This window comes from Pseudomonas sp. NBRC 111139, from assembly GCF_001753955.1.
Taxonomy (GTDB): Bacteria; Pseudomonadota; Gammaproteobacteria; order Pseudomonadales; family Pseudomonadaceae; genus Aquipseudomonas; species Aquipseudomonas alloputida.
This window is the reverse complement of record NZ_BCBP01000026.1, coordinates 80,070-99,958: the sequence shown is the minus strand read 5'-3', so window position 1 is coordinate 99,958 and position 19,889 is coordinate 80,070. Positions and strand designations below refer to the sequence as shown.

Here is a 19,889-nt window from a genome sequence, read left to right as displayed (position 1 = left end):
GCCATTACCCAGTCAATTGGTTTCCAGCTGATACGCCTTGCTCACGAACAACGCCGCAAACAGGCTCTTGCCTTCCTTGAAGGTGTACTGCTCTTCGAAACTGCCGTCTTCGACCAGCTTCTGCCCGATGGCGCATTCCGAATCGCTGTGGTTCTTGGCCTTGGCGCCAAAGTCACTGCTCCACGACGACAGCCCAACCTCCTGACAGAAGGCCGCGAACTTTGCCTTGGGGACTTGCTGCTGGTATTCGCTGAAAGCCTCTTTCAGCGATTTGAAGCCACTGTAGCTCACCGAGTAGTTCTCGACCTTGGCCTTGCGGGCAAAGCCGCTGACCGCTTCAGCCAACACCGCCTGGCCGGTGTACGGGCTGTACGCGCCAATCAGCATCGCGCTCAGGGCACTCTTGAGCTGGGTTTCGACATCGTCCAGTTCCGGCAGCGACTGGAAGTCGGCCTTGCGCACGATTTCCCCCACCTTGGAGCCGTCGTTGCGGTGGGTGACCACGAACACCATCGAGCCTTCGCCATCGCTGGAGCGCTTGATGGTGAAGTCCAGGTCGACCGTGGTACCAAAGTCACCGGTGCTGCTGACCAGAAACGCGCCGGTTACTGGCTGGCGCACCGCCATGTTGGCGCCCCAGGTGAAGTTCGACGGGGCGGCCCGACCATTGGCGGCCAGCTCGGCACGTGGCTGGACTTCGTCGCTGACATCCGCCACCAGCACGACTTCAGCCCCCTTGCTGGCAACGTAAGGGTTGCCCATCTGCATGCCCAGCAACTGGATATGAATGCTGCCATCCTTGCTGTCTCCGTCATGGGCCAGCTTCAGCGCATCAGCCTTCAGGTACACCCCGGCCACATTGCGGCTGACATTGAGCTGGTACTTGGCCCAGCCCGCCAGGCCTTCTTCAGCCGAACCACCCTGTACGGACTCCATCAAGCCCGACAGGCCGCGCATGAACTGCTGGGCGCCATTGGTCTGCGCCGCCGCCACGCGGATCTCCGGGTCGGCTACCGTCAGGTTGCCGGAAAACGCCGAGTAGGAAATGTCCCCCTCCGACAGCACATCCTCAAGGAAATAGCGCTCCTTGAAGTCGTCGTAGTAGGCCAGCGCAGCCTTCTTGCCCGAGCTGGCGACCATCGCATAGCCACCACCGAGCACCAGCACCGCTGCGGCCACACCGCCAATCAGCAGCTGCTTCTTGTTCATCTGTTTGATCATGGTGTTTGCCTCACTGGACCATGGCGGAAGCGTTGTTCCAGTCGTTCACGTACTGTTGGGAGACCTCGGGGGTCCAGCTGAAATCGATACCGGCGTTGGGGAATTCCTTGGCCAGCACGGCGCCGAACGACACGCGGTCGGCACAGTGGTCCTGTTTGCAGGCCTCGGGTTCACCGGCGCTGTAGGCACGGTAGGTAGGCACGGCGCGGCCGTCGTCCAGCGGGTAGTACGGCGTGGCGTTGGCCACCTGGGTCACGTACCAGCCTTCGCTGTATTCCTCGTCCGCAACCAGGCGGCCGTTGCTCGGGAAGTCGATGCTGTAGAAGTCACCTTTCTTGCCGGTAACGTGCACCATCATCGGCACTACGCTGGCCGAGGTCGCAGGGTTTTGCTGCTCCAGTGGCGAAGCGAAGCGCACCTTGATACCGGCCATCTGCGCCAACGCCTCGGTTTCGCGCCCCTTGAAGTCGCTCATGCCGTCCTGCAACTGCTGGTAACGTTCCAGCACACGGGTGTGCACGCGGGCCAGTTCCTGTTGGCGCTGACGCTGCTCACGCACACGCTGCTGCTCCCGCTGTACCGCCCAGTTGGCTCCGTCGCGCACATCGAAGAACAGGCCTTGGCGGTTGATGCCGATGCGGTTGCGGGTGATTTTCTGCGCGTCGTTGCCCCAGATGTTGTTCGAGATCGCCGACAGGTCTTTGACGATGAACAGGTTGGCCACATCGGTGGTGGTCGGCGAGGTGGTCTTGATCAGGTCGAAGATTTCCAGCGCAGCTTCCTTGTACTTGGTCGCGTCCAGGGCAAACGACTCGTCCGGGGTGACCGCGACGTAGTAAGGGTCGCTGCCGAACGGGCGGAGCACGCCGTAGCTGGAGCGGGTGAACGTCAGGTACACCTTCATCTGCCGGCCTGGGATCTCGCCGACCAGGAACGCGGCCTGGTCAGCTTGCGGCGTGAGATAAGAAACGGCCTTGTCCTTTACCGCAGGCTCAAGGTGCTTGTTGAAGATCAAACCACTCGGGTGAGCATAGACGCGGGTCCAGTTATCACCCCGGTAGGTACCCACAGCCTTCCAGCTGATTTTGTCGAAGCTGCCTTCACCAAAGCCGGACGCCGGGCACGGCATGGCCGGGGTGGTGCCGAACGACAGGGTGTCGCCATCGCCGATGATCGAGGTACTGAGCACCCATTTGCAGCCGGTACCGTCCGTTACCTGCATCAGGTTGCGGTTTTCCAGGACCACCGAGCGACCGAAGTCCGAAGTGGGGGCTGCGGCGACTGCTGTGGCAGGTGCCGGAGCGGGCGGCACAACAGGGGCTGCTGCCGGGGCTTCGGGGGTTGGGGCTGGCTCTGCGGCTACGGCTGGCGCGGGCGCGGGCGCGGGGGCCGGAGCGGGTTTTGCCTGCGCAGGTGCGGCTTCGACCACTGCCGGCGCCGCTGCAGCAGCAGGGGCTGGGGCTGGGGCTGGGGCTGGGGCTGGGGCCGGAGCAGGTGCCGGTGTCGGTGCAGCAGCAGCCGGTGCTTCTGGCTGCGCAGGTGCCGGAGCGGGGGCAGCTGCTGCAGCCGGCGCCGGGGCGGCAGTGGCAGGCGCAGCAGCCAGTGTCACCAGCCCCAGGTTGCTGGCATTGCCCGAGCCGCTGGCGTACAGGTTGCCCTTGGCATCGACCGCCTTCCAGCTCACCTTGGCGGTCGAGCAGTCCTTGGCGAACACGAACGGCAGCTTGGTCAGCAGGCCTGACAGCAGTTCCTGGTTATCCCAGGCCGGGCGGGTAATGGTCAGGTCGACCTGGGGTTTGCACCAGGTGGTGGCATCCCCGGGCACTTCGACCTTGATGTTGTCTTTCTTGGAAAAGGCCAGCTCGTGGGCGAACGCCTGCGGTACCAGACCACAAGCGCCGATCACAGCCAGCGCGAGCGCGTGCTTTTTCATGGAGTTCCTCAGATCAGTTCCCAGGTGCCGTTGGCTTGTTTGCAGAAGGTGTTCTGCTCTTGTTCGGTCTGGCCGCTTTGCGATTTCAGGCTGACGGTGACCGGGCGGCAGGCCGCTTCGGCGGCAACTGTCTGGGTCGGCAGCGACTGCACCGAGTCCAGGTCGAAGCCTTGGGTTTCCTTGCTGGCGGCAACGTCCAGCTCGTCCAGGTTGACGGCTGGCGTTACACGCTTGGCAACCGCTTGTGCCTTGGGCTCGACGTAGTTCTTGTGCACATAGCCCACGGTCACACCCTTGCGGCCGACCAGAATCCAGTCACCGGTGGAGCCCACGGCGGTGAATTCGGTGTGGTTCTTCAGGCTGCCGACTTTCTCGCCAGCCTGGTTAGGCGCGGCGCGCACGTTGAGGTTGTCGCTGATGGTCACATACGGCTCGTTGATCAGCTTCATCGACGGCACCGCCTGGATCTTCGGCGCGCGCTTGACCTCGACCTGCTTGGTCTTGGTGTATTCCTTGCCCGGCACGATCTGCGCGGTGGCGCCGGAGTGGTCGGACTTCCAGGTCACTGGCTGGGCACTGGCAGTGGTTTGCTGCTGGCTCAGCACTTCCTGCGTACGCAGCGCCAGGGCTTGCTGGTCCTTTTCATCGAGCATGTGGCCGATGCGGTTGCCCACGTAGGCGCCAATGCCACCTGCGATCAGCGCAGCGGCGATCTTGCCGTTGCCACTGCCCATGGTCGAGCCGATGGCCACACCGGCCAGGCCACCGATCACGGTGCCCGCTTGCTCTTTGCTGATCCCGAGCTGTGCACAGGCCGTGGTAGAGGCGATGGCGACCGCCAGAAGGGACGCGACGAATTTCTTACGCAAGTGGAGCACTCCATTTTCGGTGGGGCGCACAGCCGCGTACCGCAGCCAATGGTTGGCGGCAGCATTCAAAGTTGTGCGGGGTTTTCAGAAAGTGTGCAGCACTGGCCGCAGACGACAATTCAGCCGTCCAGCGAGGGGCGCAGGGGGAGACCAGTACGGCGCAAAGCATCCAACGAATCCATGTCAGGAAGAGTTCATCGCCCAGCGCGCGTAATCATTACGGCGTGTGGCCTGGGCGTGAGTGGCGTATCAGAGCGCCGCATTGTAGCCCAAGGTGCCATTGTCAGTTCAAGACAAAATGTTGCAGGAAGCCTGTCTGATTGATTAGTAGAAATCCGTCCTACAGCTTGTACTCAGAATTATCCCCTTCCTTGTAGGGCGTTTCCCAAACATACTGCCAACCCGCTCAAACGGTTGCGACGGATTCGGTCGCGCTCTAGTCTCGGCTCGTCGTTGTGAAATCAGCGACCGGCTTTGACAGGCCGACTACTCAAGTTTCCGTTGCAGCGCTTAATGGCAGCTGTGCATGGGGCACATTCGTGTGCGCCGGGTCCTTGGGTACCGGTCTGTCAACCCATGTATAGCTGCCTCCATTCGTTTGACAGCGTTGCCAGGCGGCTCCACTACCCAAGGAGCTTACATGCGCAAGACAGTCCCCGATCCACCCTACTCCCCCCATTCCACCCAGATCCTGCAAGACACCCTGGTCCAGTCCTCAGAGTACGTACTCTGCGCCCTGTCCGTGGCCCGCCAATCCGTGCAACTCAAACCCACCGCCCACAGCTCGATCGTGATGCAGGCCGTGATCCATGAAATGGAAGCGGTACAGGGGCTGGTCGAGTCGGCGTTGATGCAGTTGCAGATGCGGCCGCATTTACCCACAGAGCCTCACACCTTGCATTAGCAGGTCAGGCCTCTTCGCGGGCACGCCCGCTCCCACAGGGTCATCACAGCCGTCACGCACTGCACAGTACCTGTGGGAGCGGGCGAGCCCGCGAACAGGCCAGCCCAGGCAACCCAGAATCCAGGGAAACAAAACAATGCCCACCGACAACACAACAGAACCCACCACAGTCGGCAAGACCTGCTTCTACCAAGGCGAAAACAACACTCACCCGCTGTTCCGCATCGAACCCGGCATCCCCTGCCAGGACGCCCGCGAACAGGCTTCCGAACTCATGGGTTACGTGCGCGACCTGATCATCACCGGCCTGATGGACGGCGACCAGAAACTGATCTGGGCCTCGCATTACCTGAGCGCGATGGCCAAGGCGCTGCTGGATGACGCTGAGTTGGGGATGATGAAAAAGTAAGTGCGAGGAAGCCCTGGAAACGCAAAATATCCCGGGGCTTCACCGATTGCATCATGTCGCAAACGCACCTAAGCGAGCCCCCACGCTTAAAGCTGGAGTGCGACATTCTCTACCGCCATGTAGTCCATTTCCCAAACGCTCAGCAAACCCGCGCTATCCGTTGCCAGCGCTCCGCTCGCGTCCTAGCCTCATCACGTCACGGCCAAACCAAGCGCCGACGATGGGAGGCGAACATCGCTGCAGGCGTATACGCCCGTTGCGTAATGGGCAACCCACTCCGTTTAAAAAGCGTCAGGCCGACACGGCCGCCCACTCAAACGAGCAAAGGAAATTTTTGATGCTTTACGAGGTAAAAAATGATGGGCAAAAAAATTTCGCCGCAAGACATGCCAATCCTTGATCTGGATTTGAGCAAAACAAAACGCTTCGAGGCCTCCCGGTTTCTCGACAGCCCGGAAACCATCGCGGCATTTCTGGCAGAAGCAATGAAGGCTAATGACGCTCAGACCCTGATGCATGCATTGGGTGAAGTGGCAAAAGCCAAGGGCGTGAATCAGTTTGCGCAAGACGCAGGGGTCAATCGAGAGTCTCTTTATAAAACGCTGAAGGGCGGAGAAAAGACCCGTTTCACTACTATTCAAAAACTGATGGTTGCCTTAGGCGTAGAGCTCACAGTCAGGCCGCTCGAGAAGCTTCCGGGCTCTTGATTTAAGCGCTCGGGCAATTAGCATGCTGGCTGTAAATCTTTGCCTTCCTTAACGAAAAAGCCCCGGTAGCTTTCGCTTCCAGGGGCTTGATCTTGTATGGCGGAGAGATAGGGATTTGAACCCTAGGTACTGTTGCCAGTACAACGGATTTCGAATCCGTTTTCGCCCTTATATTTTTTTGAAAATTTTCGTAAAAATCAATGAAATCAGTGCATTGAACGCATCGTGACGCAACAGCATTCCACATCATTGGGGGGATCAATTCCCCCAAAATTCCCCCAAGGTTCCTGATAGCATTTAGCCCTTCACGCCGCATTGTGGATCAGAGCTTTAACCGTTTTGACCCTACTGGCGTGCGTAGCCCCTGCAAGGAATAGCGTATGACTAACGACAACCCCGCCTCCAGGCTGCTCGCCATCCTCGAGTCGATACACGACACCCCGCCAAATACTCCCTGCAAGAATGCTTGGTGCTCTGCATTGGGGATCGATGACGGAAATGATTCCGACCTTATGATCAGGTTGAGCCAGTTGATGGGTACGTCTGTTGAGGCAGTGCTTCTGATGAACGAGAGATTTCCTGCGCTGAAGCCTCAGACTTCTCAGTGGCATGTTCATCTAGTGACGGCCCTTACGAGCCAACAGCTGGGAAGCAATATAAATACCTTTGTAAATGGGTACCCTCGAAAACACAATGACTTTCTGAAAGTTATGGATCAGATGATCGGAATATCTGCTCCGACCGAAATTGACACGAGCTTAATCAATGAATTCAGGGCTAGCATTTCAAAACTAATAAATGAAACTTTAGAGAGCGATCTTGAGGACAAAGTTAAAAATTACCTTGCTAAAGCGTTACGAAAAATCCTGAGCGCCCTCGACGACTACCGACTGACTGGAATTATACCTGTGGTAGAATCTATTGAGCTGGTAGCTGGCCACATGTTCACCGACTCCAAATTTAGAGCATCCATGAACTCAGAGTTTGGGAACAAGTTATTCTCGGTAATCGGAGCGATCGCAGATTCCATTGCTATTGCTACAGGGGCACCAACAACTTTATGGAAAGAGATCGGCAATACACTCATGGGGCTCATTGAGCAGAGCTAACGATTAATTAGTCTTCCCTCAAGCCGGGTAGAATATCAAGAGCGGCAGATGATGCAGGCCTTGGCGCTGCGCAACATTCTACAAGCATGAGGCCATGCCCATTAAAATAGCGGGATATAATGGATATACAATACATCCTTGTCGATACCTTCTCGTCCGGGGGGTGGTGGGATCGCGTACCCGCTATTGCCTCTGGGACAATTGCTCTATGCGCACTTGCTGTATCCTTTTACCAAGCCTATCTATCTAGGCAGCACAATCGTCTTTCAGTGAGGGCGCACCTTGCTCTTCATATTGAGCAATCGCCAGGACAGTACAAGATCCAGCTTCGCAACGACGGCATAGGCCCGGCCATAATCACTTCAGCTTCAATTATGAACAGGGGAAAATTAGTACCGGGTGTTGGCCTACCGCTAATCGATAATGCAATCGCCTTGGTGCCAGAGTGCAAACTGATAGAAAGCGAATTCTTCAAGCCGGAATTTGTATTACCCTCTGGCAAAGAAATCGCGATTGCCACCATTGAGCACAACCCGATTATCACTGACTTTGATGAGTATCTGTCTAACCATCTAGAGCTGACCATCTCGTACAAATCTGCCTACGGCGAAGTGATGATTCTCGAATCCGAACGCCCCTAATATGTTCAGGCATCACCATGCAAAAGTCATAGGTTGGAGTTCCTTCTCATACGCTGTACGCTGCCGCCGCTAAGCCTGGAGCACACGCCCCCCTACCTCCAGGCTGTCGATCTTGCGCAGGCCGCCGCCTTAGTGAGGAGGCGGAAGCTCCTTGCCGCGCATAGTGGCAATCACCCGAAGCTGATAATCGGACACCACCTGCGGGTGGGGAGGAGCCTTCTTCTATGTTAGAAGCACACGCCCCTTAAACAACTATATTAGACCTCGCCATTTCCGCCAGCCGGTTGATTGGAAACGACTGTCAACTCAGGAGCGTTTGGAGTGATGGCCGCACAAAGCATTTTATCGACCTCCTCCTGAGTCGGGTAAACCTCAAAAGTATCTATGCTTTGATTAGACGAGCTAAGGGCTACTAAAGATTTCTTGTCGGTCCACTTATCGACAAGCTCTACAATTTTTTCGAATGTCTTCTTATTTTGAATTTTTTGTGCACTAAGAATCACAAGGTAGGCGCGCTTTTCGAGTCCAGTCAAGATACCGACAAAACACTCCTTGGCAAGCTTCTCGTCAAAATCGCCACTCGTCACACCGACAGCAATGAACTCATAATAATTAAGAACGTAAGACAAGTCTTTAGCCGCCTCGATAAATTCAGGCGGAAATTTCGCATCCTTAAATTTCTTATTATGGGGATCCATCAAATACTCAGAAAATATCGGATGGATTGTCTTTTTTCTAGGAAAAACGGAAGTCAAGTTATCGTTCTTTTGATTGAACAATTCACTATTCCGCTGATTCATAATAGTATTTACGGTATGTGATTTTCGAGCAGCAGCGGTGCTGATAGTCGCCTGCACCCACCATCCCGCGCCTAGCAGACTTGAAGACACAAATAGCGCGAGCGAAGTTTGATACTCTGCCCCAACATCGGAGCGTAGAACAATATAAGTTGCCACCATCACCACGAAAAAAGAGATTGCAACATACGCAATGCCGACACGTGTTTCATGATATTTTTGATAGATCTTAGAATAGAGCTGATTTATCAGCAGCGCTGATAAGGATGCAAAAATCCCGAACGCCACCCATTCATTCAAGTTCTGCTGGGACAACACAGACTGCACTGTATCAAAATTTCGAAATAGGGCTACGACGACTAAGGCGACAAATGTTGCCAGAAGTAGTCCCTGATAAAACCCATGCCTCTTCACTGAAGTTACTCCTAGCGACCAATATGCCACACAAAAAAAGGCCTCACTTGGAGGCCTTCTTTAAGCTAGTGAATTTACTCTTCGCAACCAATTAGTAAGTCCATACGTTTCTCCTTCCCCAGCTTGATTTGTCCCCAAGCCTATGCTCAGGGTCAGGTGTAATTTAGCGGAAGGCGTCAACCATGCCAAGCAAATACGATTAAATTTATCTATCGGAGCCACTTGTCAAATTAAATTTCAGCGATAACCGGCACTCGATTTCAGGCCTCCGACGATCAAAGCATCATACTCGCGGGCGCATTGCGCACCGGCAACCCTGGCTCGGTCATAAGCCTGCGCCAGCTCTCGATTCGTTGCGACAGACCGGCTGAGCAAGTCGGAGAGCACCATTGCGGCGCGGGTGGCTGTCTCGCCTCGGGCGACAGCGGCGGTATCCGGGCCGGCGCAACTGACGGCGGCTGCGAGCTGGCTGGTGTCACTGCGCAACCGCTGGACAGCAGCATCGGCGTCAGCAGCGCCAGCATCAGCAATCGTTCTTTCTTCATGCGCTTTGACCCTCGCCTCTTGCTGCGCCGTGGCGCGGCGTTGTTCTTCTGTTCTCGCCTGATCCAGCGCTAGCCGATTACGTTCGGAAATCTCGACACGGTAAGCCCGGAACTCGTCTCGAGCGGCTGAAGTGGCATCCCTCTGCTCCTGAATTCGGACTTGTTGAACTCCGAAAACCATTACGAGTGCTATCAGCCACCAACACCAGGCCGGTACAGCGGCCATCCAGTTCATGCCAGCGCCCGCCGCACACCCTCGTCGATCACTTCAGCCTTGTATGGGTTGCCGCCGTTCTCGTGGATGATGATGCCCACCACAGCCTCACGCAGAACCTGCGCCTTGGAAATGTCGATGGAGTCGCGCACGCCCACGCCGAGGCGCTTGGCGATGGCCTGGGCATATGCAAGGGTGTTGTTTTCGCTTGAGCGCGTCGAGTGTCAACTTCATCGGTTACTCCTTGATGACCCAGTTGAGCTTGCCGGAGCGCTGAATGGTCGCTGCAGTGCTCACCGAGGTGTTGCTGGCAAAGTCGAACGGGAAGTCAGCGACGTAGCCAGCGAACAAGCACCAGGTGCGAGTGGCTGGTAGCTCGAAGTCATCGCCAGCGGCGTTGACCGTGGGTGGGATGTCCTTGCCGTCAGACCAGCCGAGCGCCCAAAGAATGTCCTCATCGTCGTCATCCTGAGACAACTGGAACATGCGAACGTGGCTGGCATTGCGCGGATCGGCCAGGATGGTGGCGGTAGCTTGGCCTGGGGTGCGCAGCCCCTTCTTGTACTTCCGCTCGGTGTCGGCCAGACAGGTGTCGTCAATCTGGTCTGCCGGCGAACCGCCAGGGTTGAACGCGGTGAGGCATTCAACCTCCATCACGGTCCTTGGGCCTGTGCCACTCAAAGGCCGCACCAAAGCATAGAGCTGAGCGCCCTGGGCTTTCATCGACATGGGTTATCTCCAGTCAGAAATAAAAAAGCCCGCACTCGGCGGGCATGGGTCAAAGGGATACTTCAGCGGGAAACCATCCAGTCCACGTCGAAGCTGGCTCGGTAATTCTCGGTCTCTGGATCGCGGCCTTCGACGCCCCAGCGGGTGACGTAGGCGTCCAGTTCAACCGCATCACGGATCGCGTCACGGACCTTTCGGGCAGCATCGCCAGTCGCGGCGTACACATCGACCTGCAGGGTGACGCTATCGAGATCCGGGCGGCCAGCCAGGTAGTTCTCGGGGCTTCCGCTGACGATCTGCCAGACAGCGTATGGCTTGGCCACTCCCTGCTCGGCCTCCCCGAACGAGTAGAGGCGCATGCCGGTGCCAGCGCCGAGCAGCGCGGTCACGGCCGGGCTGTTCAAGCAGGCCTGTACGATCGGTGGGGTCATGAGGATGCTGCCTTCTTCGCTGCGCGCCGAATGGCACGGTCGACTGCCTTCTCGTACTCGGTGACGAAAGTGTTGGTCACCTCGCTGATGCTGTCGGCCAGGGCCGGGCGCATGAATGGTGCTGCGGGCATCTTCTCGGTGCCGAACTCGATCAGGCGCCAGTGAGGCGTCGGAGCGTTTGTGCTGAGGTCTCCGCCATCCTTGAGCACTGCGCCATGCATGACACCGATCCTGAAGCCCAAGTCACCCGTGCGTTTGAACAGCCGGCCATTCCAGCGCAGGGCGATGTTGTCCGATATCGACCTGCCAGTGGCCTTGTCGTCCATGCGCTCAGCACCGGCCTTAGCCTTCTGCACCACCACTTGCGCTGCCTTGCGAAGCGCGGCGCGACCACCCTTGCGGCGAACATCAACGCTGACCTCCGACAACTTTCCCAGCAGGCTGTCCAGGCCAAGAATGCTGAAATCGACACCGTCAGCCATCCTTCACCCCCTTCTCAACCAATATCGTCAGGTAGTCCAGGCCGGACTTGGCGTCAGCCAGTGGCGGGCCGACGATGCTGTACACCTCACCTCGGTAAATGATGCGCATGGTTGGAAGCACACCAGGCCGGTACCGGATCACCATCCGGCTGGTGGCCTGGGCTTGGCCGGCCTGAGCCGCGATGAAGTCCCTGGCCGACAAGTCTTCGACACTGGCCGGGCATTTCTCCCAGCGGGAGACCCATTCAGGTTCGCCGAATTCCAGGGTCACCGGGTCACGCACCGGCCTGCGTTCCTGAATGTCGATGCGGTGCCGCAGCCTACCGGCCTGCATCACACACCCATCCGGATGCGATAGGACATCAGCAGGTGCTGAGAAGCCAGCGGCAGCTCGGTTGCAATGGTTCCGGTGACGACATCCTCGCGGTTGGCGAACAGGTGGCCAAGCTTGAGCAGGCAAGCCGCCTGGATGGCGGGGTTAAGCACCATGCCGTAGGCGATGGAATCCGCCACGTCGTAGGCATCCGCCAGGGCCTTGCGCGCGTGCTCGAACAGCCGGCAGCGCATGGCGTGGTCCTGTTCCGCCTCAGCGGCAGCGACCGCGGCTGCGTTCGCCTCCTTGGCTAGTTGCAGGGCAGCAGAGACGCCGGCGCGGGCTTCGTCGAGCGCCACCTGGTCGAGGTAGAAGCGGCGGTTGAGGAACTGCATGGCCGCCTCCTCCGCCGCATCGAGCTGCGCCTGGACCAGCACCTGGTCTTCAGGTTCAGCCAGCAGGTGATGCATGGCGATGTCGATGGCAATGACGGACATGATTAGTCAGCCTTTTTCTTGGCGGTGGCCTTGGGCTTGGTCTCGGTGGATACCGTTGCCGAAGTGGTTGCGGCCGCTGGATCATCACCCTGAGTCAGGTCGACCAGGGCCTCATCACTGCCCTCATCCTTTTGGGCGTACCCTTTCTGAATCAATTCGCGGCCGTGCTGCTCATCGGTGATGAACGCGCTACCTTCGACCAGGGTTTTCCCGCCCAGGTAGAGCGGTTTTAAGGTCTTCATCTTCATGACAGCCTCCAGCGGGCCGCCGCGCGGGCGGCCCGTTCAGGTCAAGGGGTGGTTGGAGCAGTAAAGTTGCCGTAGATGAAGGCCTCGGGACGCTTCACCGCCAGCGCCACGCGCTCTTCGCAACGGATCGAGATCATGTTCTTCTCGAAGTCGTCGGCGTTCTCGGTCGAGATCACCACGTTGGCGTCTTCACGATCGAACAGCTGAGCGCCCGTCTGGAAGGCGCCGGTCAGGAACTTGCCCTGGAAGGCGGCGATTTCGGTGGCAACGACCGGCAGGCCCCACAGCAGCGGCCCGGTCAGGCCCAGCGGGTTGGCCAGGATGTAGCGGCCAAGGGTGTCCTTGGTCAGCTCGATCTTCGCCCAGTCGATGAAGTGCAGCACGTGGCCCGAGGCGGGCAGGCGCGCCAGCTGGGCCTGCAGCATGGCCAGGCGCAGGTCGTCGATGCCGGATTGCTGATCTACTTCGAACGCCGCCGCGAAAGCGGTGGCTTGAGGCACGATGCCGTGCAGGTGCACGCCGGTGCCGTCACCGAACAGGATTTCCTGCTCTTCGGCGTACTTCAGGCCGTAGCGCATCTCGGTGTCGATGGTGGACTGCAGCTGCGCGAAGTCGTCCAGGATCTGCTTCGACGCCTTGAACATGTGCGCGATGGTGCTCACCGGGGTGATCTTGGTAGCGAACTGGATATCGCTGTACGGCTTGGCGGTGTTCTCGGCCACGACGCGCGCGGCGTTGGTGAAGCCGGTCTGCTGAACCCAGAAGATCGCGGGAGAAGTGGTTCGGCCCGGGGCAATCAGGTCGCGGATGAACAGTCGCTGCTTCGGCTCGGTATCGATGCCTGGCAGGCGCTGCGGCTCAACCACGCCCTCAGCAACGCCGGAGCTGATCAGGGCAGCTTGAACCGGAACGCTCACACGGCGATTACCCTCGACGCTGGCCGCAAACTGCTTCAGCGCTTCGCTCTTGATAACGACGCCGCCAACGGTGTCGCGTGGGGTCGCAGCGCTGTTCCCTGGGTTGCGCACCAGTTCCTGCTCCATTTCACCCAGGCGGGCCTTCAGCTGCTTTTCGGCTTCGGTGAGCGAGTTGAACTTGGTGGCCAGTTCGTCGACGGTTGCCTTGGTCTCGCTCGACAGAGAGCCTGCCTTCTTGGCTTCGGCCAGGGCATTTTCGGCCTGCTTGCTGAATTCATCGGTCGCCTTCTTCAGTTCGGCGGATACGTTCTTCAGCAGATCTGCGGTGGATTCGCTCATGGTTTTGCTCCGGTTTGAATAGCTGCTGCCGAGAACCGCGCGAGTGCGGCTTGTAGGTCGGCGATGGGGTTGGCCAGTTCGGCCGGTGTTTCGGCAGCGTTCTGCTTGCCGGAGCTGGTAGCGCCAGGCGTACCAGCTTTGAGGTCTTGAATCAGCGCGCGACGGTCGGTGCGCGACATGCCTTGCTTGGCGAGAATCACGTCCAGGCGGCGAGCCGCCACCTGATGAGGTGCGGAGGCCTGCGGGTCTTCCTGGATCGCATCCGAGGCAAGCAGGCTGTCAGCGAAACCTGCCTCTATCGCGGCGCTGCCGCCCATCCAGGTCTCCACGTCCATCAGCTTGCGCATCGCTTCCGGCTTATCGCCGGTGCGAACTGAGTAGATATCGGCCAGCGTCCCGTCGATTTGCTCGAGGAAGTCAGCTACCTCGCGGATATCGTTACGATCTCCTGCGGCCATGGTCCAGCTGTTGTGGATCATCAAGAACCCAGCCCGGGCAACTTGGATTTCATCGGCGGCCATCGCGATGAAGGATGCGGCCGAGGCAGCCAGGCCCAGCACCTGGACGGTCACCTTGCCCTTGTGCTCGCGCAGCAGGTTGTAAATGGCCAGGCCTTCGAAGACGTCGCCGCCAGGGCTGTTGATCTTCACGGTCACATCGTTGTCGCCGATGGAACGCAGCGCTGCGCTGATCCGCTTGGCCGTTACGCCTTCGCCAGTCCACCAGTCGAAGCCAATCGGGTCGTACATGGTGATGGTATTGTCGTCGGTCGCCGCCGCTTTGATCGACGGGTTCCAGCGCTCCAGCGCCATCGGCATGAGATCGCAGTGGATCTGCGCGCGCGGGCGAGCCGCCGGAGCCTCCGGAATGGTCTTCAGTGTCATGAGTTACTCCAGGGTCAGGCTGCTTTGAGCAGTGGCAGTGAGATCAGGGCATGGGCCATCATTGGGCCATCGGGGTTTCCAGATTCCAGCGCCTTGGACGCCAGGACGAATGCATCACTGATTGCCCCCTTGTCACCGCTCTGGTTGGCAGCGGCGATTCGCAACATGAACGCGGTGGCCGCCGGCGACATGCCAGCTGACTGCTTGCCCAACTGGTCGAGCGGAACAAGCGCTGATTGCACGGTGAAGGTATCGCCCCCCGGGATCGGTGCCAGGTTTTCGAGGCGGCGTACTTCATTCCGGCTCATCCAGCCATTTTGCAGGGCCGTGTTGTACCAGGCGCCGCGACCGGCGCTGTCAGCGCGGAGCAGGCCCTCTACGGCAAACTCAGCAAAGAACTCATCGGCATCAACCTCACCGATCAGGCATCGGGTGATTTCCTGTTCGATGTTGACGAGCAATGGCCGCAGGCTGTTGGTCAGAAAGTGCAGGTTCTGCGCCTCAACCGAGCTGGCCCAGCTGGACTGCTTATCCATATGCCCCACCATGAACGGCGGCACGCGGAACCATCGGCAGATTTCTTCAACATTGAACGACCGAGACTCCAGCATCTGGGCCGCCTCAGGGTTCATCGTTATGCCCTGGTACTTCATGCCGGCCTCGGCCACCATGATCTTGCCGGCGTTCTTGGAACCCATGAAGGCGCCAAGGCTTGCCCTCAGCTGCTCACGCTGCTCTGGCTTCAGTAGCGTGTCGCTGCTGAGGATGCCTGAGGCCTGCATGCCCTGGGCAAACACTTTCGCAGCGGCCTCCTCAGCCGACATGGCCGAGCCGAAAATGTCACGGCCTGTCGTCACGGGGAGCATCCCGCACACACCATCCAGGCCGAACCCACGGATGTGCATCAGGCTCTTTTCGGGGATATCCCGGTCAGTACCGTTTTCAACGTATGTGTACTTGAGCCTACCGTTGTCCTGCCGCTTCACCCTCATGCACTGAGGCAGAAGCGGCACCAGTGCGACCAGGCGGTTGCCAATGAACTTCTTCTCGACGAAGGCATTTCCTCGAAGGCAGATACTCGCCACCACCAGCAGCATGAAGCGTTGCGGGGTCATTTCGCTGTTTGGTACCCGGCACAGCAGCCGGAACAGCGGGTGGTCCTTGGCGGTTTCACGCGACCCGTCGGGCATTCGCCGGTACAGCTTCAGGGGCAAGGTAGAGACCGACTCAGATAGCAGCCGCACGCAGGCCCAGACGGTGGACAGCTGCAGCGCCTTGTCGACCGTGACATGCTGGCCGCTCGCCGAGGTGCCAAACCACTCCTGCCAGAAAGCGCCGTCCTTCAAGCTGATGGGCACGCCCAGCCAGTCCAGCACAGCAGACTTGATCCGCCCTGGTTTCTTTTCGCGTGCCATTACAGTCCCACCATAATCGGGTTTTCAAAGAAGCCGCTTGCGTCCGGTTCGCCAGCATTCGCCAGCACTCGCCCGATGGCCATGATCAGCGCGACTGCGCCGTCTATCTTGTTGTCGTCGCCCTGCTTGATCGGGCGCACTACGTCGTCGTTGCCAGGCAGGAACTTGCCGATTACGTTGCCGATACACCAGGTCATGATCGGGTTGCCGTCATGGTGGAACCGGCCAGCGGTGATTGCCGCTTCCAGCTCCTTCATGGCGTCCGACATGTTGGTGTAGTTCTGCGTGATAGTGATCGGGTTGAATCCCTCATCGTCGAGGTCATGGCTCAGGCCTGTCGCGCCATGCGGGTCAATCGGAGACTCGCGCAGCGGTGCCTGATGATTGGCTTCCTTGGTGTCCTCGAGGATCTCGCGGTAATCGATCTCAGCGCCATCCGTAACATCCAGGTGCCTGGAGTTAACCCAGGCCTGGAACCGCTCCGACATGCGCTTGTTGTCGGTATTGAATGCCGTGTCGTAAGGCACCCAGAACTTGGGAGCGACACTGTAATAGTGGGTCTTGCCATCGATGACTCGCCAGAACAGCCGTGCCCGCGAGTTCATGTCGAGCTTGCGAGCCAGGTCGAAGCCAGCAATCCACTCCTGCCCCTCGAATTGCTCCAAGGTCAGGGTCGTGTCTTCGCAGGCCTTCCAGTCCTCCATGTTGAAGAAGCCGGATTTGGCGCTCACCCAGAGGTTCAGGTGCTTAGTCTTGAACGTGTTGGTGAAACGAGCGGAGCGGATCGCCCGCGCCTGCTGGCTTTCCAGGTACTCCTGAAACACCGAGATCCCATGGTTGGGGTTGGCCTTGGCCAGCATCTTCGGGTCGGTCCAGTCGTCACCTTCATCAAGTGTCCAGATGTACCCGAACAGCTCGTCGTCAGGAACCGTGCCCTCGAGCATCTCGATCACCTGGCGGCGCTTGTCGTAGCATGGTCCTTCGATATCAGCCCCTGCAGTGGTGATGATGAACATCAAGGGCTGCCGGCGCGCGCCCATGCCGGTGAGCATGGTGTCGTACTGCGCCGAGGTTCTGTGCTCGTGGTATTCGTCGACGATGGCACAGCTGGGCGACGCACCGTCGCCAGGGTCGCCGATCAGTGGCTCGAAGCGGCTGAAGTCGGACGGTATGTTCATATTCGAGGCGTTGACCTCGATGCCAGCAGCCTGGATCAGCATGGGCGACTTGCTAACCATCAGCTTGGCCGGCCGGAAGACCTCCCAGGCCTGTTTCTCGGTGGTCGCTCCGGAGTACACCTCGGCACCAAACTCACCGTCGGCAACGAACATGCTGATGCCCACACCAGCCGCGATTACCGACTTGCCGTTCTTGCGTGGCACCTCCCAGTAACTTTCTCGAAACCGGCGGTGGGCCAGCGCGATGATGTGGTCAACTTCATCTGCCTCGCGAATCCTTCCCAGCCTTGTGCAGTCATCGCACCGACACAGGTACTGATCACGCTTGAGGATGCGGTCACGCAGCCGACGCCAGGGGCGACCGCCACGACCTGAGCCCTTGCGTGTAGCCCAGGCTTTAGCCTGCTCGGCAGCTAGGTCTGCATGGCCGTCACAGTAACCATTGGCATTGCGGTGCAGCGATCGACAGCCTTGGGCTCTACATGGGCGCTGCGGCCTCAGCGGCATGGCGTGCCATCCAGGTAGGTGTCTGGCTCAGCATCAGGGTCAACATCATCCCCGTCAGCCAGCGCTTCGATCAGTGCCAGGTTCTGGGTTGCGATCTGCTCCAGCAGTGCGGTCTGTTTGCGCTGTTCCGCCAGTAGGTCGCTGACGCTTGGTTGCAGCTGGGCGGTGATGCCCGCCTCAAGCACGATCAGCTCACACTTGAGTCGATCAGCTGTCCCTGCCAGGTGCTGAGTCAGTCGCTCGCGCACCTCCGTCTTGATCGGGAACGGAACGCTGACCACCAACAGGTCGCCCTTCTTCGGGCTCAGCTGCTCGATTTGTTGCGAATAGGTTTGCTGCTCGCTCATACGCCACCTTTGTCCACTTGTTGATCCACTCGCGCCGAGCGGCGCATCCACTACAGGCCATTGCTCACCTCCTGTACCAGGTCAGCTGGTAGCACCGCGCATCGGCGGGTATCTCGGCGATGGGCCAGCGCAAGCAGCCCATGTACTTTCGCTCTGGCCGGGTGCGGCTCACACGCAGCGTCTGCACCAAATAGGCAGATCCGGCAGCAGTGGTTATGAAATCACTGACTGCAATGCCGTCGGCACCGTCGACATACAGCCTGCATGGTGTATAGGGTTGCTTGGCCATGTTCGATAAGCTCTCTCGCGCAATGAAATCGGCGCATCCGCGGGGTCGTCGGAACGACATTCCGCCCGGATGGTCGTAGCGGAAAGATCTGGAGAAACCGTGATGAAAGAAATCGAAGAGCTTATAGACAGGTGCGTTTTGCTAACCGAGAAGCTTGAAGGCCTACTGGAGGAGCATCCCGTGGCGTCCGGATCAGTTGTTTATCAAACTGCCGTTCGTGTCCTCACCATGCAGGTTAATCAGCTTCAGCAAGATGTAATTACCAAAGCAGCGCGCGGAGTCATCCACGAAAGGGATCAGCTTCAACCGGTCCCCGGTCGAGTGCTTCACTAATCTGGCTGAACGCATGACCAGCGTGCTCGCGCCACAAAACGGCGCATGTCTATTTTGTGGCGCGGATTAATCGACCTTGCGGCTCGGCAGCTTGAAGTCGGTGACGCGATCAGCAATGGCGCGGACCTTCTCGACACCAAGGAAGCCAACCCAGCCACCCACAAACGTCGACATGCTCTGCGGCAGGCCGAAGAACTCCAGGCCGCTGATGATCGTCAGGGTCAGGCCGCCGCATATGGCGCCCTCCACCAGCATCTGCCGGCGAGTGCCGCCACCGTAAGTGATGCGCAGCACAGCCATGGCGCAGGAGAGCCCGGCCGCATACAACAGGGGCGAATGCTGGCTCAACCACGCAAGGGCAACCGCCCAGGTGTCTGGTTTGTCTGGCATGTTGGACATCCGGGTTCCTCCCTTGCGGGAAGCAGAAAAAGAAAAGGCCCGCCGTTGTGGCGAGCCCAGGAGTGGGTGCGGAAGGCTGGGGCGACCAACCACCCAGCGAGAACAGTAGAGGAGCCTTATGCCCAGCGAGGTGGCTGCGCCTGGGCCGAGGTCGGTCGGGCCATTGCTTGCTCCGTAAATGAAAATTCGTGCACCGACGTAAAACCGGCCGGATGCTTGCCCCCGGAATCCCTAGGGGTTAAAAGGAATGTTGGCCGATCTGGCTTCGCTAGAAGGAACTAGTAAATGCCCGTCAGTAACATCTATGTGGTCGCTTATCACCTCCATGGAGAAGCTCGCGAATTCATCGTCCGCGCCGAGAGGATGGATAACGATGAGGCCTGGCACTGGGCTGCCTGCGAAGCCGGCGTTGGAGTCATCCCTAAGTTCACTGCTTCGGATATCAGAAAAGTCTCTCGGCCTGCTGCTGAGCGCTTCGGCATAACTGACGTCCAATGGCGGAGGTCCGGCAACCTATGAAATACCGCATCGACTACAACCTCAAAGGCCATACCAGATTCTGGATATGCGATTGGTCTAGCACGCCGAACGAAGACAATGTGCTGACCGCTCTCCTCCGTCTGCATGCCCCCGCTGCCCCCTTGCCTGAGGCGCGCGCGCCGTGCCGCTTATCACATGATGATCTCCGCATTGCGGTCGCAGATTTGGGTATCTCGGATGTACGCTTTGAGGGGGATGATTAGCTATGCCGGGGCACCCAGGCCGAAGCTGGCAAGTACGCCGGTCACTGCGAGGGCGCCGGTACTTGGCTCGGCCAT

At 58.8% G+C, this 19,889-nt stretch carries 25 protein-coding genes and 1 pseudogene; 7 read left to right on the top strand and 19 right to left on the bottom strand.

The window, feature by feature from the left end:
* Nucleotides 1–12: 12 nt before the first annotated feature.
* Genes BJQ17_RS09680 through BJQ17_RS09670 form a run of 3 tightly spaced genes read right to left on the bottom strand, consistent with a single transcriptional unit; the run spans nucleotide 13 to nucleotide 4,023 of the window.
* Entirely contained in the window at nucleotides 13–1,221 is a 1,209-nt protein-coding gene (locus tag BJQ17_RS09680; protein WP_070095965.1) for a hypothetical protein, read from the bottom strand.
* Nucleotides 1,222–1,231: 10 nt separating this feature from the next.
* Nucleotides 1,232–3,154: a hypothetical protein gene (locus BJQ17_RS09675; protein WP_070095964.1), complete on the bottom strand. Its 1,923-nt coding sequence runs from the start codon at nucleotides 3,152–3,154 to the stop codon at nucleotides 1,232–1,234.
* An 8-nt stretch (nucleotides 3,155–3,162) separates the two neighbouring features.
* Complete coding sequence (locus BJQ17_RS09670; RefSeq protein ID WP_003254727.1) at nucleotides 3,163–4,023, bottom strand: SH3 domain-containing protein; 861 nt, start codon at nucleotides 4,021–4,023, stop codon at nucleotides 3,163–3,165.
* Between the two features lie 640 nt (nucleotides 4,024–4,663).
* Here BJQ17_RS09670 and BJQ17_RS09665 point away from each other — a divergent pair.
* From BJQ17_RS09665 to BJQ17_RS09645, 5 genes are all read left to right on the top strand, one after another.
* Nucleotides 4,664–4,927: a hypothetical protein gene (locus BJQ17_RS09665; protein ID WP_003254728.1), complete on the top strand. Its 264-nt coding sequence runs from the start codon at nucleotides 4,664–4,666 to the stop codon at nucleotides 4,925–4,927.
* A 136-nt stretch (nucleotides 4,928–5,063) separates the two neighbouring features.
* A complete protein-coding gene (locus BJQ17_RS09660) occupies nucleotides 5,064–5,336 on the top strand; it encodes a DUF3077 domain-containing protein (RefSeq protein WP_012051485.1) in 273 nt (90 codons plus the stop codon).
* A gap of 356 nt (nucleotides 5,337–5,692) precedes the next feature.
* Complete coding sequence (locus BJQ17_RS09655) at nucleotides 5,693–6,043, top strand: addiction module antidote protein (RefSeq protein ID WP_014590007.1); 351 nt, start codon at nucleotides 5,693–5,695, stop codon at nucleotides 6,041–6,043.
* 380 nt (nucleotides 6,044–6,423) lie between these two features.
* Entirely contained in the window at nucleotides 6,424–7,152 is a 729-nt protein-coding gene (locus BJQ17_RS09650) for a hypothetical protein (protein ID WP_070095963.1), read from the top strand.
* Between the two features lie 119 nt (nucleotides 7,153–7,271).
* The gene (locus BJQ17_RS09645) at nucleotides 7,272–7,793 is read left to right on the top strand and encodes a hypothetical protein (protein ID WP_070095962.1); all 522 of its coding nucleotides are present in this window, start codon (nucleotides 7,272–7,274) and stop codon (nucleotides 7,791–7,793) included.
* Nucleotides 7,794–8,050: 257 nt separating this feature from the next.
* Here BJQ17_RS09645 and BJQ17_RS09640 read toward each other — a convergent pair whose 3' ends face one another.
* From BJQ17_RS09640 to BJQ17_RS29870, 15 genes and pseudogenes are all read right to left on the bottom strand, one after another.
* A complete protein-coding gene (locus BJQ17_RS09640) occupies nucleotides 8,051–8,905 on the bottom strand; it encodes a DUF4760 domain-containing protein (RefSeq protein ID WP_139139762.1) in 855 nt (284 codons plus the stop codon).
* 336 nt (nucleotides 8,906–9,241) lie between these two features.
* The gene (locus BJQ17_RS09635; protein ID WP_070095960.1) at nucleotides 9,242–9,784 is read right to left on the bottom strand and encodes a DUF2514 domain-containing protein; all 543 of its coding nucleotides are present in this window, start codon (nucleotides 9,782–9,784) and stop codon (nucleotides 9,242–9,244) included.
* Nucleotides 9,781–9,975 (bottom strand): annotated as a pseudogene (locus BJQ17_RS09630) (structural protein P5); the annotation flags it as partial. The gene BJQ17_RS09635 and the pseudogene BJQ17_RS09630, both read right to left, overlap by 4 nt.
* Before the next feature lie 25 nt (nucleotides 9,976–10,000).
* A complete protein-coding gene (locus tag BJQ17_RS09625) occupies nucleotides 10,001–10,492 on the bottom strand; it encodes a phage tail tube protein (RefSeq protein ID WP_070095959.1) in 492 nt (163 codons plus the stop codon).
* Nucleotides 10,493–10,554: 62 nt separating this feature from the next.
* Complete coding sequence (locus tag BJQ17_RS09620; RefSeq protein WP_064613996.1) at nucleotides 10,555–10,923, bottom strand: DUF3168 domain-containing protein; 369 nt, start codon at nucleotides 10,921–10,923, stop codon at nucleotides 10,555–10,557.
* Nucleotides 10,920–11,405, bottom strand: a complete 486-nt coding sequence (locus tag BJQ17_RS09615; RefSeq protein WP_070095958.1) for an HK97-gp10 family putative phage morphogenesis protein — start codon at nucleotides 11,403–11,405, stop codon at nucleotides 10,920–10,922. Before BJQ17_RS09615 ends, BJQ17_RS09620 begins: the two co-directional genes overlap by 4 nt.
* A complete protein-coding gene (locus BJQ17_RS09610; RefSeq protein ID WP_070095957.1) occupies nucleotides 11,398–11,739 on the bottom strand; it encodes a phage head closure protein in 342 nt (113 codons plus the stop codon). Before BJQ17_RS09610 ends, BJQ17_RS09615 begins: the two co-directional genes overlap by 8 nt.
* A complete protein-coding gene (locus BJQ17_RS09605; RefSeq protein ID WP_070095956.1) occupies nucleotides 11,739–12,215 on the bottom strand; it encodes a head-tail connector protein in 477 nt (158 codons plus the stop codon). The genes BJQ17_RS09610 and BJQ17_RS09605 overlap by 1 nt, the downstream gene beginning before the upstream one ends.
* Nucleotides 12,216–12,217: 2 nt before the next feature.
* Entirely contained in the window at nucleotides 12,218–12,463 is a 246-nt protein-coding gene (locus tag BJQ17_RS09600) for a hypothetical protein (protein ID WP_070095955.1), read from the bottom strand.
* A gap of 41 nt (nucleotides 12,464–12,504) precedes the next feature.
* Nucleotides 12,505–13,719, bottom strand: coding sequence for a phage major capsid protein (locus BJQ17_RS09595; RefSeq protein ID WP_070095954.1), 1,215 nt, complete (start codon nucleotides 13,717–13,719; stop codon nucleotides 12,505–12,507).
* The gene (locus tag BJQ17_RS09590) at nucleotides 13,716–14,603 is read right to left on the bottom strand and encodes a head maturation protease, ClpP-related (RefSeq protein WP_070095953.1); all 888 of its coding nucleotides are present in this window, start codon (nucleotides 14,601–14,603) and stop codon (nucleotides 13,716–13,718) included. Before BJQ17_RS09590 ends, BJQ17_RS09595 begins: the two co-directional genes overlap by 4 nt.
* Before the next feature lie 14 nt (nucleotides 14,604–14,617).
* On the bottom strand, nucleotides 14,618–16,018 hold the full coding sequence (locus tag BJQ17_RS09585; protein WP_070095952.1) for a phage portal protein: 1,401 nt from the start codon (nucleotides 16,016–16,018) through the stop codon (nucleotides 14,618–14,620).
* A complete protein-coding gene (locus tag BJQ17_RS09580) occupies nucleotides 16,018–17,703 on the bottom strand; it encodes a terminase TerL endonuclease subunit (protein ID WP_256559540.1) in 1,686 nt (561 codons plus the stop codon). Before BJQ17_RS09580 ends, BJQ17_RS09585 begins: the two co-directional genes overlap by 1 nt.
* Nucleotides 17,694–18,050 (bottom strand): hypothetical protein, encoded by a 357-nt coding sequence (locus BJQ17_RS32395; protein ID WP_070095951.1) that lies wholly within the window; start codon nucleotides 18,048–18,050, stop codon nucleotides 17,694–17,696. The genes BJQ17_RS09580 and BJQ17_RS32395 overlap by 10 nt, the downstream gene beginning before the upstream one ends.
* Before the next feature lie 64 nt (nucleotides 18,051–18,114).
* Nucleotides 18,115–18,339, bottom strand: a complete 225-nt coding sequence (locus BJQ17_RS29870; protein ID WP_009685289.1) for a hypothetical protein — start codon at nucleotides 18,337–18,339, stop codon at nucleotides 18,115–18,117.
* Nucleotides 18,340–18,441: 102 nt separating this feature from the next.
* Between BJQ17_RS29870 and BJQ17_RS09570 the strand changes: the two genes are divergently transcribed.
* Nucleotides 18,442–18,672 carry a hypothetical protein gene (locus BJQ17_RS09570; protein WP_019438289.1) on the top strand — a complete coding sequence of 77 codons (231 nt, stop codon included), beginning with the start codon at nucleotides 18,442–18,444 and terminating at the stop codon, nucleotides 18,670–18,672.
* A gap of 66 nt (nucleotides 18,673–18,738) precedes the next feature.
* Here the strand turns inward: BJQ17_RS09570 and BJQ17_RS09565 are convergent, their stop codons facing one another.
* Entirely contained in the window at nucleotides 18,739–19,071 is a 333-nt protein-coding gene (locus BJQ17_RS09565; RefSeq protein ID WP_019438288.1) for a phage holin, lambda family, read from the bottom strand.
* Between the two features lie 285 nt (nucleotides 19,072–19,356).
* Between BJQ17_RS09565 and BJQ17_RS09560 the strand changes: the two genes are divergently transcribed.
* The gene (locus BJQ17_RS09560) at nucleotides 19,357–19,590 is read left to right on the top strand and encodes a DUF6555 family protein (RefSeq protein WP_019438287.1); all 234 of its coding nucleotides are present in this window, start codon (nucleotides 19,357–19,359) and stop codon (nucleotides 19,588–19,590) included.
* The last annotated feature ends 299 nt before the right edge of the window (nucleotides 19,591–19,889 follow it).

Bases quoted from the DNA above. Each gene is read 5' to 3' on its own strand.
- BJQ17_RS09680 (WP_070095965.1), bottom strand. From the start codon at position 1,221: ATGATCAAACAGATGAACAAGAAGCAGCTGCTGATTGGCGGTGTGGCC.
- BJQ17_RS09675 (WP_070095964.1), bottom strand. From the start codon at position 3,154: ATGAAAAAGCACGCGCTCGCGCTGGCTGTGATCGGCGCTTGTGGTCTG.
- BJQ17_RS09665 (WP_003254728.1), top strand. From the start codon at position 4,664: ATGCGCAAGACAGTCCCCGATCCACCCTACTCCCCCCATTCCACCCAG.
- BJQ17_RS09660 (WP_012051485.1), top strand. From the start codon at position 5,064: ATGCCCACCGACAACACAACAGAACCCACCACAGTCGGCAAGACCTGC.
- BJQ17_RS09655 (WP_014590007.1), top strand. From the start codon at position 5,693: ATGATGGGCAAAAAAATTTCGCCGCAAGACATGCCAATCCTTGATCTG.
- BJQ17_RS09650 (WP_070095963.1), top strand. From the start codon at position 6,424: ATGACTAACGACAACCCCGCCTCCAGGCTGCTCGCCATCCTCGAGTCG.
- BJQ17_RS09645 (WP_070095962.1), top strand. From the start codon at position 7,272: ATGGATATACAATACATCCTTGTCGATACCTTCTCGTCCGGGGGGTGG.
- BJQ17_RS09635 (WP_070095960.1), bottom strand. From the start codon at position 9,784: ATGAACTGGATGGCCGCTGTACCGGCCTGGTGTTGGTGGCTGATAGCA.
- BJQ17_RS09625 (WP_070095959.1), bottom strand. From the start codon at position 10,492: ATGTCGATGAAAGCCCAGGGCGCTCAGCTCTATGCTTTGGTGCGGCCT.
- BJQ17_RS09620 (WP_064613996.1), bottom strand. From the start codon at position 10,923: ATGACCCCACCGATCGTACAGGCCTGCTTGAACAGCCCGGCCGTGACC.
- BJQ17_RS09615 (WP_070095958.1), bottom strand. From the start codon at position 11,405: ATGGCTGACGGTGTCGATTTCAGCATTCTTGGCCTGGACAGCCTGCTG.
- BJQ17_RS09610 (WP_070095957.1), bottom strand. From the start codon at position 11,739: ATGCAGGCCGGTAGGCTGCGGCACCGCATCGACATTCAGGAACGCAGG.
- BJQ17_RS09605 (WP_070095956.1), bottom strand. From the start codon at position 12,215: ATGTCCGTCATTGCCATCGACATCGCCATGCATCACCTGCTGGCTGAA.
- BJQ17_RS09600 (WP_070095955.1), bottom strand. From the start codon at position 12,463: ATGAAGATGAAGACCTTAAAACCGCTCTACCTGGGCGGGAAAACCCTG.
- BJQ17_RS09595 (WP_070095954.1), bottom strand. From the start codon at position 13,719: ATGAGCGAATCCACCGCAGATCTGCTGAAGAACGTATCCGCCGAACTG.
- BJQ17_RS09590 (WP_070095953.1), bottom strand. From the start codon at position 14,603: ATGACACTGAAGACCATTCCGGAGGCTCCGGCGGCTCGCCCGCGCGCG.
- BJQ17_RS09585 (WP_070095952.1), bottom strand. From the start codon at position 16,018: ATGGCACGCGAAAAGAAACCAGGGCGGATCAAGTCTGCTGTGCTGGAC.
- BJQ17_RS09580 (WP_256559540.1), bottom strand. From the start codon at position 17,703: ATGCCGCTGAGGCCGCAGCGCCCATGTAGAGCCCAAGGCTGTCGATCG.
- BJQ17_RS32395 (WP_070095951.1), bottom strand. From the start codon at position 18,050: ATGAGCGAGCAGCAAACCTATTCGCAACAAATCGAGCAGCTGAGCCCG.
- BJQ17_RS29870 (WP_009685289.1), bottom strand. From the start codon at position 18,339: ATGGCCAAGCAACCCTATACACCATGCAGGCTGTATGTCGACGGTGCC.
- BJQ17_RS09570 (WP_019438289.1), top strand. From the start codon at position 18,442: ATGAAAGAAATCGAAGAGCTTATAGACAGGTGCGTTTTGCTAACCGAG.
- BJQ17_RS09565 (WP_019438288.1), bottom strand. From the start codon at position 19,071: ATGTCCAACATGCCAGACAAACCAGACACCTGGGCGGTTGCCCTTGCG.
- BJQ17_RS09560 (WP_019438287.1), top strand. From the start codon at position 19,357: ATGCCCGTCAGTAACATCTATGTGGTCGCTTATCACCTCCATGGAGAA.